Genomic DNA, 14,356 nt, shown 5'->3' with positions numbered 1-14,356 from the left:
TCGGCAAGCCGGTTCGATCGCGCGAGCGCCCACACGTCGACGGCGCCTGTGTCGCCGCACGGCATCGACACTCGCTAAGCTGTATCACCAGCATGTCCATCTCTCCTGCCCCGAGCCGTCGCGACCTTCGCGAAGCCCTGACCGAGGTGTCGCTCAGCGACGAGCATCGGTTCCGTCGGCGCATCGATCGAGCCCGCGGCGACGACGCGCTCACCAAGATCGCCGGCGACATCGACACCGCGCGCGGTCGCCTCGCGCGACGTGCCGAGTCCGTCCCCGCCATCCGCTACCCGGAAGACCTACCGGTCTCCCAGCGCAAGGACGACATCGCGGCCGCCATCCGCGACCACCAGGTCGTCGTGGTCGCCGGTGAGACCGGGTCCGGCAAGACCACTCAGATCCCGAAGATCTGCCTCGAACTCGGGCGCGGAGTGCGCGGTCTCATCGGGCACACACAGCCCCGCCGCATCGCGGCGCGTGCAGTGGCCGAGCGACTGTCCGAAGAACTCGATTCCGAACTCGGCGACACCGTCGGCTACACGGTGCGCTTCACCGACCAGGTGTCCGACCACACCTTGGTCAAGCTGATGACCGACGGCATTCTCCTCGCCGAGATCCAGCGCGACCGGATGCTGCGACGCTACGACACCCTGATCATCGACGAGGCACACGAACGCAGCCTCAACATCGACTTCCTTCTCGGGTACCTCGCGCAGCTACTCCCCCTCAGACCCGACCTCAAGGTGATCATCACCTCGGCGACGATCGACCCCGAACGGTTCGCGCAGCACTTCGCCGACGCCGACGGCAGATCTGCCCCGATCGTCGAGGTCTCCGGGCGCACCTATCCGGTGGAGGTACGGTATCGACCGCTGACCGTCGAGAGGGGCGACGAACTCGTCGACCGCGATCCCGTCGATGCCGTGTGCGAGGCGGTCGAAGAGCTGCAGTCGGCCGGCGACGGCGACATCCTCGTGTTCCTGTCGGGCGAGCGCGAGATCCGCGACACCGCCGATGCACTACGCGATCGCAAGCTACGCAATACCGAAATCCTCCCCCTCTACGGCCGATTGTCGGCCGCCGAGCAACACCGCGTCTTCACCTCCCACACCGGGCGACGAGTCGTGCTGTCGACGAACGTCGCCGAAACTTCGCTCACCGTGCCCGGTATCCGGTACGTCGTCGATCCTGGTACGGCCCGCATCTCGCGGTACTCGGTACGGACGAAAGTGCAGAGACTGCCCATCGAGGAGATCTCGCAGGCCTCTGCTCGACAGCGCTCCGGTCGTTGTGGTCGTGTCGCCGACGGCATCTGTATCCGCCTGTATTCGGAGGACGACTTCGAGTCGCGCCCCGAGTTCACCGAGCCAGAGATCCTGCGCACCAACCTCGCTTCGGTCGTGCTGCAGATGACAGCGCTCGGTCTCGGTGATATCGCGGCGTTCCCGTTCGTCGAGCCGCCGGACCCGCGCGCGATCCGCGACGGTATCGCACTGCTCCACGAACTCGGTGCGATCGAACCCACAGGCAAGGACGAGACCCCCCGTTTGACCGGTACCGGCCGGGAACTCGCACGGCTGCCTGTCGATCCACGCATGGCGCGCATGATCGTCGAAGGGCATCGCAACGGGTGTCTGCGCGAGGTCCTGATCATCGTGTCGGCTCTGTCGATCCAGGATGTACGCGAACGTCCCACCGAGCACCAACAGGCGGCCGACGAGAAACACTCCCGGTTCAACGTCGATGGATCGGATTTCCTCGCCTTCCTGCGCCTGTGGGAATACCTCAAGGACCAGCGGAAAGAGTTGTCGTCCAACCAGTTCCGCAAGTTGTGCCGCACCGAGTTCCTGCACTGGATGCGCATCCGGGAGTGGCAGGATCTACAAGGGCAGCTTCGTCAGATCACGCTGAGCCTCGGCTGGGAGACCGCGCACCAGGAGGTCGGCGACGACGCGATCCACCAGTCGCTGCTCGCCGGTCTGCTGTCGCATGTCGGGCTCCGCGAGGGCGACAAGCGCGATTTCCTCGGGGCACGCGGGGCGCACTTCGCGATCTTCCCCGGCTCGTCCCTGTTCAAGAAGCCGCCGCGGTGGGTGATGGCGGGTGAACTGGTCGAGACGTCGCGGCTGTGGGGCCGGATGGCCGCACGGATCGAACCCGAATGGGCGGAGAAGCTGGCTCCGCACCTGGTCAAGCGGACCTATTCGGAACCTCACTGGTCGACGAAGCAGCAAGCGGCGATGGCGTACGAACGCGTCACGCTCTACGGCATCCCACTCGTCGCGCAGCGCCGGGTGCAGTACGGACGGATCGAGCCCGAAGTCTCGCGCGAGCTGTTCATCCGGCACGCACTCGTGCTCGGCGAGTGGCAGACCCGCCACAAGTTCTTCCACGAGAACCGGGCGTTGCTCAACGACGTCGAAGAGCTCGAGCATCGCGCGCGGCGGCGCGACCTGGTCGTCGGCGACGAGACTCTGTTCGAGTTCTACGACCGGCGTGTCGGCCCAGAAGTCGTCTCGGCGAAGCATTTCGATACCTGGTGGAAGAAGACCCGGCAGCAGCAGCCGAATCTGCTGACCTTCACACCCGAGACGGTGGTCAACCAGGACGCGGCCACGGTTCTGGAAGGCGACTATCCCGACGCATGGCGTCAGGGCGAACTGCAGTTCCCGCTGACCTACCAGTTCGAGCCCGGCACCGAGGACGACGGGGTCACCGCAAGGATCCCCTTGGCGCTGCTCGCGGGAGTCCGGCCCGTCGGATTCGACTGGCTGGTCCCGGGACTGCGGCACGAACTCGTCACCGCCATGATCAAGGGCCTGCCGAAACAGATTCGACGTCAGGTGGTTCCGGCACCCGATTTCGCGAAGGCCGCCCTCGCCTCGGTGACCGCGCGCAGCGAACCTCTCGTCAACGCGCTCGCCCGCGAGTTGTCGCGGTTGGGCAACTGCAGGATCGAACCGGGCGACTTCGCACCGTCGGCACTGCCCGACCACCTGAAGATGACGTTCGCGGCGGTCGACGAGAACGACAAGGTCCTGGGACGCAGCAAGAGCCTCGCCGCGCTGCGGAAGCAATTGTCGACGCGAGTCGACGCCGAGGTCGCGCGCGCTGCGGCGGGTACCGAACGCGCGCCGGCAGTGGTGTGGACCGCCGACACCCTCGGCACTCTCCCCCAGACCGTCACACGCGATGTCGGTGGCCAGCAGGTGACCGGCTATCCCGCCCTGGTGCCCGAGGGCGAGGGGGTCGCGGTACGGGTTTTGAGCACGCCGCAGGCGCAACGTGCCGCCACCCGAACAGGGTTGCGCGCGCTCCTTCTTGCCGCTGCGCCCACCAAGGCGAAGGTCGCGACCTCCGGTTTGACGAATCCGGAGCGACTGGCGCTCGGCCGCAACCCGGACGGTTCGTTCGACGCTCTCGTCGAGGACTGCCGGGCGTGCGCGGTCGACGAGATGATCGCTGCGCACGGCAAGCAGGTTCGCACTCCTGACGAATTCGACGCGCTCGTCAGGGTCGTGCGCAGCGAACTCCCCGGGAGAGTCGCGCATCTGCTGAAGTCTGTGGTGCCGGTGTTGAGCAGAGCCCATCAGGTGGGCGTGCTCCTGGATTCTGTTCGCGGCGAAGCCGCGGACGACGTACGAGAGCAGCTGTCTTCGTTGCTCTTCGCCGGGTTCGTCACCGACCTGGGCACTCGTCGTCTGGCCGACCTTCCGCGTTACCTCGCTGCTGCAGCTCAGCGCCTCGAAGCGCTGCCTGCAAGCGCAAATCGCGATGCCCAGGCGATGGATGTGCTCGATCGGGTATACGCGGCCTACGACAAACTGCTCGCGCGGTTGACCGAAGAACGCCGAGCCACACGCGACGTGGTGGACATCTACTGGATGATCGAGGAACTACGCGTGAGCTTGTTCGCGCAGGGAATGGGCACGCGCGCTCCGGTGTCGGAGAAGCGCGTACTCAAGGCCATCGATTCGGTCCGCTGACGCCCGGCGCTGACACCCCCGGCCGCTGACACCGGCCTGTCTCGGGCGTGGCCTGATCAGTCCGCGTCGGCGGACACATCGCGGGTCCGTTGATGTTCGCGCAGCTCAGTGATCTCACGTTCGAAATCCTCAGCGGAGCTGAACGAACGGTACACCGAGGCGAAGCGGAGGTAGGCGACCTCGTCGAGGTCGCGCAGCGGTCCGAGGATCGCAAGCCCCACCTCATGACTGGGAATCTCCGGTGCACCCTTGGCCCGCACCGCGTCTTCCACCTGTTGCGCAAGCTTGTTCAGGGCGTCGTTGTCGACATGGCGTCCTTGGCAGGCTCGCGCGACACCGCGCACGACCTTCTCGCGACTGAAGGGCTCGGTGACGCCGCTGCGCTTGACGACGGACAGCACGGCGGCCTCGACCGTGGTGAATCGGCGACCGCACTCCGGACATGCCCGACGGCGGCGAATCGCGGCGCCCTCGTCGGCTTCACGCGAGTCGACGACCCTGGAGTCGGGGTGCCGGCAATACGGGCAATACATGTCGATTCCTTCGTCGCTGCCGTAGTGGCCGCGACGTCGCCGACGAAACGATGCCGTGTTCGAAGAATCGATCTCGCCCGGGGGCGAGGTCGTCCCGACGCGACCACACGGGGTGGTGTGACTGACAGATTCAGACAATACCCGCACGTGTGCTGCACTCCTGAAGTCCGGGTTGGTCGACACGGCACCGTCATCTCCCACCGGTGGCCGCACCCCTCGTCCAGGCCGGAGACGGTGCGTCGGTGGCAGCCGGTATCGAGCGGGCGGAGTCCGCTGCAACCTCGCTCGCGCGAAGGTGCGCAATGCACAGGATCGCAGTGACCGCGACCGCCGTGAACAACACCGTTGCGAGAACCTGCAGCAGTGGACGCCCGAGCCCGATGCGGATACCTGGCGGGCGAGCGCAGGATCTCCCGTACCCGCCCGGGTACTGATCACCGTGCGCCACCCACGGTGACGCTTCGGCCAGCGGAACCGCAATGGTTCCGGTCGGAGCGGCAATCCGGAATTCCGTCAACAGTACTGTGCCCATCGGATCCTCCGTGGCAGTCGGGGTCAGTAGCTTCGCCCACGCATTCGAACGAATGCCTGTTCGAAATTTCTACCATGACCACCGCAACCCTGTCGCCGGTTTGTTCGAAAGAATCTCGAACAGATGTTTGATATAAGGCTCGGATCCGGTTAGATTCGATAGATCACACACAACACATCAGAAACTCGACGCACGGAGGTCACGACATGACGGACGCCAACTCCGCGACCAGCCGGCCGAAGAAGCCGTCCGGCACCGACGGCACCGCGCTCACCGAGCGTCAACGCCGCGTCCTCGAGGTGATTCGCAACTCGGTCGCCGAGCGGGGCTACCCGCCCAGCATCCGCGAAATCGGAGACGCTGTGGGCCTCAACAGCACGTCCTCGGTCGCACACCAACTCCGCACTCTCGAGCGCAAAGGCATGCTGCGCCGCGACCCCAACCGCCCCCGCGCGGTCGACGTACGCGGATTCGACGACCCTCGAGTCGCGCCCGACGGCGACGGCGAGGTAATTCCGGCTCTCTCCTCCGACGACATCCCGTCGGCCGCACTCGTTCCCGTGGTGGGGCGAATCGCGGCGGGCGGACCGATCCTCGCCGAGGAGTCGATCGAAGCCGTCTTCCCTCTTCCTCGTGAGGTCGTGGGCCAGGGGTCGCTGTTCCTACTGAAGGTCGTCGGCGAATCGATGATCAACGCAGCGATCTGCGACGGCGACTGGGTCGTGGTCCGTCAGCAGAACGTGGCCGAGAGCGGCGATATCGTCGCAGCCATGCTCGACGGCGAGGCGACGGTCAAGACGTTCAAGCGGGTGAAGAACGACATCTGGCTCATGCCGCACAACCCGATGTTCGAGCCGATCCCGGGTAACGACGCCGTCGTGCTCGGCAAGGTTGTCACGGTCATCCGCAAGCTCTGACCTCGCACACCATATCGGCCACACATACACGTCCCCGACACGCAGAGGCCGGTGTGGCTCCATCTCAGTGGAGCCACACCGGCCTCGTGCAATGGGCGCGTCGGCAATCAGCAGCGCAGCGATCAGATATTCAGACCGCGGCCGATGACCTCCTTCATGATCTCGTTCGTACCGCCGTAGATCTTCTGGACCCGAGAATCGAGGTACGCCTTCGCAATCGGGTACTCACGCATGTAGCCGTAGCCGCCGTGCAGCTGGAGACAGCGATCGATGAGCTCGACCTGCTTGTCCGTGGTCCAGTACTTGGCCATCGCAGCCTCCTGAACGGTGAGGGCACCGGCATTGAGCAGTTCGATGCACTTGTCCACGAACACCCGAGCGAGCAGGGTCTCCGTGGACAGCTCAGCGAGCTCGAATCGGCTGTTCTGGAACTTCCCGATCGGCTTTCCGAACGCCTTGCGATCACGGCAGTACTGGATCGTGTCCTCGAGTACCCGCTCCATCGCGGCGGCCGCGACCACAGCGATCGAGAGCCGCTCCTGAGGCAAGTTCTGCATCAGATAGATGAAGCCGAGACCTTCCTCGCCGAGCAGGTTGGTGGCCGGGACGCGCACATCGGTGAAGTTGAGCTCGGCAGTGTCCTGCGCATCGAGCCCGATCTTGTCGAGATTGCGGCCGCGCTCGAAGCCCGGCATTCCGCGCTCGACGACGAGCAGGGAGAAGCCCTGCGCGCCCTTCTCCGGGTCGGTACAGGCGACAACGATCACCAGGTCGGCGTTGATCCCGTTGGTGATGAACGTCTTGGATCCGTTGAGGATCCAGTCGTCACCGTCGCGCACCGCGCGGGTCTTGATGCTTTGGAGGTCGCTGCCGGTGCCGGGCTCGGTCATCGCGATGGCAGTGATGATCTCGCCGGTGCAGAATCCGGGGAGCCACCGCTTCTTCTGCTCCTCGTTCGAGAGGTTGAGCAGGTACGGCGCCACCACATCGTTGTGCAGCATGAAACCGACGCCGCTGTATCCACCGCGGGTGGTCTCCTCCGTCAGGACCACGTTGTAGCGGAAGTCGTCGACACCTCCGCCCCCGAACTCCTCGGGTACCGCCATGCCGAGAAAGCCCTGCGCGCCGGCCTTCTTCCACACTTCGCGGTCGACGATCTTGTCCTTCTCCCACTGCTCATGGAATGGGGCCACCTCCTGTTCGAGGAACTTCCGGTACGACTCACGGAAAAGGTCGTGTTCGGGCTCGAAAAGGGTGCGTTCCATCTGTGCTCCTGCCAGTGATGACGTGGACACATTCACGGTATGCACACGAATGCACGGTGACGCTGACAGGAGCGAGCAGATTTTGTGACCGGGACAACCGCCATCTCAGCGGCGCAGATCGGCCAAACGACGCAGCAGCGGGTAGGCGACGAGGATTCCCGTCGAGCCCCATGCGATTCCGCCGAGCTCGATCGATCCGATCGACAGCGTCAGATCCCCGATACCTGCGACGAGCGCGGCCGCAACGACGGTGAGGTTCACCGGATCGGTGAAGTCGATCTTCGCGTCCATCCAGATCCGCACGCCCAGGAGACCGATCAACCCGTAGAGGACGAGCGTGGCCCCACCGAGGACACCGTCGGGCACCGTGAACACGAGTGCTCCGAACTTCGGGGAGAACGCCAGGACCACTGCGGTCAGCGCCGCGACCCAGTACGCAGCCGTCGAGTACACGCGGGTCGCCGCCATCACCCCGATGTTCTCGGCGTACGTGGTGGTACCGGATCCGCCGCCGCAACCCGCGAGTGTGGTGGCGAGCCCGTCGGCGAACAGTGCATCGCCCGCGACATCGTCGAGGTTGCGGCCCGTCATCGCGGCCACCGCCTTGACGTGGCCTACGTTCTCGGCGACCAGGACGATGACCACGGGCAGCGCCAGTAACACGACAGACAGTTCGAAGGTCGGCGCGCGCAGCTCCGGCAGGCCGAACCACGCCGCGGCTTTCAGTGCGTCGACCCGATCGGGCGCAAGCCCCCCGGTGACCCATGCGAAGACCCATCCGACGACCACGCCCACGAGAATGCCGAGCCTGCCGAGAAGACCGCGTCCCAGCACCGTGACCACGAGGATCGAGAAGAGGGTCACGGCACCGATCAGCGGTTGCGCCTCGAACGATCCGGCTGCGGTCGGTGCGAGATTGAGTCCGATCAGCGCGACCACCGCACCCGTGACGACCGGAGGCATCACGGCGTCGATCACGCGCGATCCGAGTGCCTTGACGATCAGACCGATGACGGCGAGCACGACGCCGGCCGCGACGATGCCGCCGAGCTGCGCGGCAGGACCGCTCCCGGCAGAAGCCGACAGGGGCGCGATGAACGCGAACGAGGATCCGAGATAGCTCGGTACGCGCCCTCGGGTGATGAGCAGGAACAGCACGGTGCCGATGCCCGAGAACAGCAACGTGGTGGTCACCGGGAATCCGGTGATGGTGGGCACCAGCAACGTGGCGCCGAACATGGCGATCACGTGTTGCATCCCGATGCCGACAGTGCGCGGCCACGACAGTCGCTCGTCGGGAGCGACGACCGCACCGGCGTTGATCTGCTTCCCGTCGCCGTGCAGTTCCCAACCGAATACCTTGTTGCGGCTCTGCGGCCGCACGCGTTCACTCACGACGGGAATCGTAGACCGCCGATGCTGCAGGCAGCATCGGCGGAGAAGTCGGCGCCGTGCGCTGTCCCTCGTCAGCCGAGGATGCTCGTTGCCGCAGCACGCGCCGCCACGGGATCATCGACCGCCAGGACTGCATGTGCGGCCTCCTGGCACTGCTGCACGGTGACCGACGACAGTCGCGCACCGACGGCGGCGACGGCCGATGCTGCACAGGACAGTGATGTCACACCCATTCCGGCGAGAACGCAGGCGAGCAGTGGATCGGCCGCGGCTTCTCCGCACACTCCCACCGGCTTTCCCGCGGCCGCGCCCGCTTCCGATGTGCGTGCGACCAGGGTCAGGACTGCCGGCTGCCAGGCATCGGTCAGCGCCGCCAATTGCGGCGACATTCGGTCTGCCGCCATTGTGTACTGCGCGAGGTCGTTCGTTCCGATCGACAGGAAGTCGACGTGAGCGAGCATCCTGTCTGCGAGCAGCGCCGCGGAGGGCACTTCGATCATCACTCCGGGCACCAGGTTCCTGGCTCGGACCTGCTCGGCGAACGCCGCGGCCTCCGCCACCGTGGCAATCATCGGTGCCATCACCCACGGTGTCGCACCGGTGCGCGCCGCGGCCGCGGCGACGGCATCGAGTTGTCTTTCGAGAATTCCGGGTGCAGCTGCAGCAATGCGGATACCGCGCATACCCAGGGCGGGGTTGTGTTCATCCGGATGGTCGGCGAACCGCAGCGGTTTGTCGGACCCCGCATCGAGGGTCCGGAGCACCACCTTCCGGCCCTGATAGGCGTCGAAGACCTCCGCGTAGATGTCGGTCTGCTCGTCGACCGTCGGTTCTGCGTCGCGATCGAGGAAGCACAATTCGGTGCGGAACAGGCCGATACCTTCGGCCTGGGTCGAGCGGGCGGCGCGTGCACCCGAACCGTCCTGGATGTTCGCGAGGATCGCGATCGGCTGTCCGTCGGATGTTGCTCCGGGGCCGGTCCACGCGTCCATGCGGGCACGGTCGGCGTGATCCCGCGCCACGGCCGCGTCGGCTTCGTCGCGGTCGGGTGCGACGACGATACGTCCGGTTGCGCCGTCGACCAGCACGGCGGTTCCGGGATCGATCCCGTCGAGTCCCGCTGCGGCGACGATGCATGGGATGCCGAGTTGGCGCGCGATGATAGCGGTGTGGCTGGTCGGTCCGCCGAGCGTCGTGACAATTCCGACGATGCGGGTGGGGTCGAGAGCGGCCGTGTCTGCGGGTGCGAGGTCATCGGCCAGAAGAATCGAGGGAACGTCGGGTAGTTCGATACCCGGTTCGGGGTCGCCGTTCAGTTCGGCAAGAACACGGTCGCGGATATCGAGCAGATCGGTGACCCGCTCCGCCTGCAGTCCACCGATCTTCTCGAAGAGCGTGACGAACTGTCCCGTTGCGCCGGCGGCGGCGGCCGGTGCATCGGATCCGGACCGGATCAGTGCGTCGGCGGCCGCGCGCCACGCGCGGTCCTCTGCGAGTACCGCGTTGGCCTGCAGCACTTCCGCGGCAGCCCCCGATGCATGCATGGCTCGTGCCCTCAATCGGTCCGCCACCACGGCAGCAGCGGTCTCGAACCGAGCGCACTCCGCTTCGCGCGCGGTATCCGGAACGATCTGTGTCGACGGAGCGATCTGCGGACGCGGCGCCGGACGGATGACCGGCCCATACCCGACCCCGGGCACCACCGGCGTTCCCTGCAGAACTGGAGCCTCGTTCATCATTCCTTCTCCTCACCACCGGGCAACTGTGATCCAGATTACTCATAGGTATTGACATGTCAACACATACGGGCGTAAAACAACATTATCCAACATTCATTCCAAGGGGTTCGGGTGTACGCAGAAGAACGCCAGCAGGCGATTGCGGATCTGGTCGCACGTCACGGACGCGTGTCCGTGACCGACGTCGCCGAACGCTACGACGTCACGGCGGAGACCGTGCGGCGCGACCTCGCGCTACTCGAGCGGCTCGGACACGTCCGGCGCGTCCACGGCGGAGCTGTTCCCGCCACGGCGCTCACGATGTCCGAGCCCGGCCTGGCCGAACGAGAGAACACCCGCGCGGGTCACAAAGACCGGATCGCAGCGGCAGCAGCGAACTTCCTACCCGGCGCGGGAGGCAGCATCATCCTCGATGCGGGCACCACCACGAGCAGAATCGCCGCCATCCTGCCGAGCGAGACCGACGTCACCGTCGCTACCAATTCGGTTCCTATCGCAGCGCGCCTGGCAGGTATCGGGTCGATACACCTGCACCTGATCGGCGGCCGTGTCCGCGGCACAACCCAGGCCGCTGTCGGGCCCGAGGCCCTCCGGTTCCTGGACATCCTCAATGTGGATGTGGCGTTCATCGGCACCAACGCCCTCACGATCGAGCACGGTCTGTCCACCCCGGATGCAGACGAAGCGGCCGTCAAGCGCGCGATGGTGCAGCGCGCCGATCGGGTGGTGGTGGTCGCGGATTCGTCGAAGATCGGACGGCGGCACCTGCTGAGCTTCGCACCGCTCGAGGCCGTCGATGTCCTGGTCACCGACACCGATCTGGCCGACACCGACCGAGAGCGCCTGACAGAACACGGTATCGAGGTGGTGACAGCATGATCGTCACCCTGACAGCCAATCCCAGCCTGGACCGCACTGTCGATCTGGACGGACCACTCGTGCGCGGCGCCGTGCACCGCGCAGGCGCGGCATCCGTCGATCCCGGCGGCAAGGGCATCAATGTCGCGCGGGTCCTGCATCGGACGGGTCACGACGTTCTGGCCGTGCTACCCGGCAACCCCCGGGACCCACTGCTCGCGGCCCTGGACGAACGCGGAATCCGGTATCACGCCGTACCCACGTCCGGGCACGCTCGCACCAATATCACCATCGCCGAATCCGACGGCACCACGACGAAACTCAACGAGCCCGGCGCCCCGTGTTCTGCTGCCACCCGAACGGAACTTCTCGCCGCAGTGGTCGCCAACGCCGCGGCCGACGGATGGGTGGTGCTGTCCGGCTCGCTTCCCCCCGGTGTTCCCGATGCGTTCTACGCCGATGTCGTGCGCGCACTCCGGCCCACCGGGTGTCGCGTGGCAGTCGACACGTCGGATTCTCCGTTGCTGGCGCTGGCAGCTGCCTTCCCGAATGCCGCACCCGACCTCATCAAACCGAACTCCGACGAGCTCGCGCAGCTCACAGGATCGGACGCGAAGACACTCGAGCACGATGCGGCGCTCGGCAACGTCGGGCCCGTCGCGAAGGCGGGACGGATGCTCCTCACACAGGGCGTAGGAGCAGTGCTGGCCACACTCGGGCGTGCCGGCGCCGTGTTGATCACGCCCGACGGAGCGTGGCGGGCCACTCCCCCACCGGTCGTCACACGAAGCACCGTCGGCGCGGGGGATTCGTCACTCGCCGGCTATCTCATCGCCGAGCGCGCAGGCGCCGCTCCGGCCGATCGACTTCGCTGCGCCGTGGCCTACGGCAGCGCCGCAGTCGCCCTACCCGGTACCCGCATTCCCGGACCCGATTCCGTCGAGCCCTCCGCGGTGTCGATCGAACCGATACCGGACGACCCGCTCCCATCGCACACCGCCCACTCCCCCCTCCCTAAGGACATGTGATGCCAGACATCGCTTCCCGCCCCGGCCCAGTTCCGGCGGTCATCACCTCGGAGCTCATCACGCTCGACTCCGACCTCGGTGTCGACAAGGACTCGGTGATCGCGGCGCTCGCGGGCAGACTGACGGACGCAGGTCGCGCTACGGACAGCGACGCCCTCACCACCGCCGTGCTCGAGCGCGAGGCCAAGTCGGCGACCGGGTTGCCCGGAGGGATCGCGATCCCCCACTGCCGCCACTCCGCGATCACCACCCCCTCGCTCGGATTCGCCCGGCTGTCACCGAAAGTCGACTTCGGCGCCCCCGACGGCCCTGCCGACCTGGTGTTCCTCATCGCAGCCCCCGAGGCCGCCGGCCAAGACCACATGAGGCTTCTCACCGCCCTGGCTCGCGCACTCGTCCGACCCGAATTCGTGGCGTCGCTTCGCGACGCGCCCACCACCGACGCGGTCGTCGCTCTCGTCGAGGGGGTTCTCCCTGCTCCCGCCGAGGCTGCTGCTCCCACGGAGAACACTGCTCCCGCCGAGACCGCACCGGCCGCCACCGCACAACCCGTCGCTGCGGATGCGGAACCCGACACGACCGCACCGTCCGAACACACGGTGGTCGCGGTCACCGCGTGCCCGACCGGAATCGCCCACACGTACATGGCAGCCGATGCGCTCACCGCCGCTGCCGATCGCGCCGGCGTCACCCTGCGGGTCGAGACGCAGGGTTCCAGTGGAAGCACACCGATTCCGCCGTCCGTCATCGCAGCCGCCGATGCCGTGATCTTCGCAACCGACGTCGGGGTCAAGGGCAAGGAACGGTTTGCAGGTAAACCGGTGATCGCCTCGGGTGTCAAGCGGGCGATCAACGAACCCGATGCGATGGTGGCCGAAGCCGTGCGTGCGGCGACCGACCCGACGGCCTCGCGCGTCGAAGCAGGTACGGCGCACACCACCGCGGACACCGATGCCGTAGAGCTCGGATGGGGCACACGGCTGCGGCAGATCCTGCTCACCGGCGTCAGCTACATGATTCCGTTCGTCGCGGCCGGCGGTCTGCTCATCGCTCTCGGGTTCCTGCTCGGCGGCTACGACATCTCCGAATCCGCCGCCACCATCGTCGTGGACAATTCGCTGACGAACCTGCCCGGCGGCGGGCTGGCAATGTACCTCGGCGCCGTGCTCTACCAGATCGGTTCGCTCGCTTTCTCGTTCCTCGTACCCGCACTTGCCGGGTACATCGCCTACGCCATTGCCGACCGACCCGGACTCGCCCCCGGATTCACAGCGGGCGCGGTCGCGGTGTTCGTCGGGGCCGGGTTCATCGGCGGTCTGGTCGGCGGCATCATCGCCGGCTTCGCGGCACTGTGGGTCGGTCGCATCCCCTTGCCCACCTGGGCGCGTGGCCTGATGCCTGTGGTGATCATTCCTCTACTCGCGAGTCTGATCGTCGGTGCCGCGATGTTCCTCGTGCTCGGCCGACCGCTCGCCGCGATCACCACCGGACTGACGGACTGGCTCAACGGCCTGTCCGGCGGTTCCGCCGTCGCACTCGGCGTCATTCTCGGCCTCATGATGTGCTTCGACCTCGGAGGGCCTGTCAACAAGGCCGCATACGCATTCGCCGTGGCAGGCCTCGATGTGAGCAACCACGCCTCATTGCAGATCATGGCAGCCGTGATGGCGGCCGGCATGGTGCCGCCGCTTGCGATGGCACTGTCGTCACTCGTGCGTCCACGTCTCTACAGCACCGCAGAACGCGAGAACGGCAAGGCAGCATGGCTGCTCGGTGCGTCGTTCATCTCCGAAGGCGCGATTCCCTTCGCGGCGGCCGACCCGTTCCGGGTGATCCCGTCGATGATGGTCGGCGGCGCTGTCACCGGAGGAATCATCATGGCCACCGACGTGACGTTGAGCGCACCGCACGGCGGCGTCTTCGTGATCTTTGCGATGGACCGCGTGGTGTGGTTCTTCATCGCGCTCGCCGTGGGAACCGTGCTCGCTGCGCTCTGCGTCACCCTTGCCAAGGCGTTCACCCGTCCCGATTCCAGCCCCACGACAACGGCGACCGGAACACAACCGACCATCGCCGGATCCTGATTCACCCACCAACAGAAGG

The 14,356-nt window shown here is 66.4% G+C and carries 10 protein-coding genes; 5 read left to right on the top strand and 5 right to left on the bottom strand.

What is annotated here, in order from left to right:
* The first annotated feature begins 92 nt into the window (after positions 1 to 92).
* The gene (gene hrpA, locus ACFWB0_RS14375; RefSeq protein WP_378491120.1) at positions 93 to 3,986 is read left to right on the top strand and encodes an ATP-dependent RNA helicase HrpA; all 3,894 of its coding nucleotides are present in this window, start codon (positions 93 to 95) and stop codon (positions 3,984 to 3,986) included.
* Positions 3,987 to 4,042: 56 nt separating this feature from the next.
* Here hrpA and nrdR read toward each other — a convergent pair whose 3' ends face one another.
* Together nrdR and ACFWB0_RS14365 are read right to left on the bottom strand one after the other, a co-directional pair.
* Positions 4,043 to 4,519, bottom strand: a complete 477-nt coding sequence (gene nrdR, locus ACFWB0_RS14370; protein WP_378491119.1) for a transcriptional regulator NrdR — start codon at positions 4,517 to 4,519, stop codon at positions 4,043 to 4,045.
* A gap of 190 nt (positions 4,520 to 4,709) precedes the next feature.
* Complete coding sequence (locus ACFWB0_RS14365) at positions 4,710 to 5,051, bottom strand: hypothetical protein (protein WP_378491118.1); 342 nt, start codon at positions 5,049 to 5,051, stop codon at positions 4,710 to 4,712.
* Between the two features lie 206 nt (positions 5,052 to 5,257).
* On the opposite strand from ACFWB0_RS14365, the gene lexA reads away from it, so the two are divergent.
* Positions 5,258 to 5,968, top strand: a complete 711-nt coding sequence (gene lexA, locus ACFWB0_RS14360) for a transcriptional repressor LexA (RefSeq protein ID WP_378491117.1) — start codon at positions 5,258 to 5,260, stop codon at positions 5,966 to 5,968.
* Positions 5,969 to 6,090: 122 nt separating this feature from the next.
* On the opposite strand, the gene ACFWB0_RS14355 is transcribed toward lexA, so the two are convergent.
* The 3 genes from ACFWB0_RS14355 to ptsP form a co-directional block, all read right to left on the bottom strand.
* Positions 6,091 to 7,233, bottom strand: coding sequence for an acyl-CoA dehydrogenase family protein (locus ACFWB0_RS14355; protein WP_378491116.1), 1,143 nt, complete (start codon positions 7,231 to 7,233; stop codon positions 6,091 to 6,093).
* A 105-nt stretch (positions 7,234 to 7,338) separates the two neighbouring features.
* Positions 7,339 to 8,628 (bottom strand): uracil-xanthine permease family protein, encoded by a 1,290-nt coding sequence (locus ACFWB0_RS14350; protein WP_378491115.1) that lies wholly within the window; start codon positions 8,626 to 8,628, stop codon positions 7,339 to 7,341.
* A gap of 71 nt (positions 8,629 to 8,699) precedes the next feature.
* A complete protein-coding gene (ptsP, locus tag ACFWB0_RS14345) occupies positions 8,700 to 10,367 on the bottom strand; it encodes a phosphoenolpyruvate--protein phosphotransferase (protein ID WP_378491114.1) in 1,668 nt (555 codons plus the stop codon).
* 111 nt (positions 10,368 to 10,478) lie between these two features.
* Here ptsP and ACFWB0_RS14340 point away from each other — a divergent pair, with 111 nt between their 5' ends.
* From ACFWB0_RS14340 to ACFWB0_RS14330, 3 genes are read left to right on the top strand one after another with little or no spacing between them, the layout of a single operon-like run.
* A complete protein-coding gene (locus ACFWB0_RS14340) occupies positions 10,479 to 11,246 on the top strand; it encodes a DeoR/GlpR family DNA-binding transcription regulator (protein WP_378491113.1) in 768 nt (255 codons plus the stop codon).
* Complete coding sequence (gene pfkB / locus ACFWB0_RS14335; RefSeq protein WP_378491112.1) at positions 11,243 to 12,253, top strand: 1-phosphofructokinase; 1,011 nt, start codon at positions 11,243 to 11,245, stop codon at positions 12,251 to 12,253. Before ACFWB0_RS14340 ends, pfkB begins: the two co-directional genes overlap by 4 nt.
* Positions 12,253 to 14,337, top strand: a complete 2,085-nt coding sequence (locus ACFWB0_RS14330; RefSeq protein ID WP_378491111.1) for a fructose-specific PTS transporter subunit EIIC — start codon at positions 12,253 to 12,255, stop codon at positions 14,335 to 14,337. Before pfkB ends, ACFWB0_RS14330 begins: the two co-directional genes overlap by 1 nt.
* Positions 14,338 to 14,356: the final 19 nt, after the last annotated feature.

The sequence above is a fragment of the Rhodococcus sp. NPDC060086 genome, from assembly GCF_042730275.1.
Lineage (GTDB): Bacteria > Actinomycetota > Actinomycetes > Mycobacteriales > Mycobacteriaceae > Rhodococcus.
This window is presented reverse-complemented; position numbering and strand designations above follow the sequence as displayed.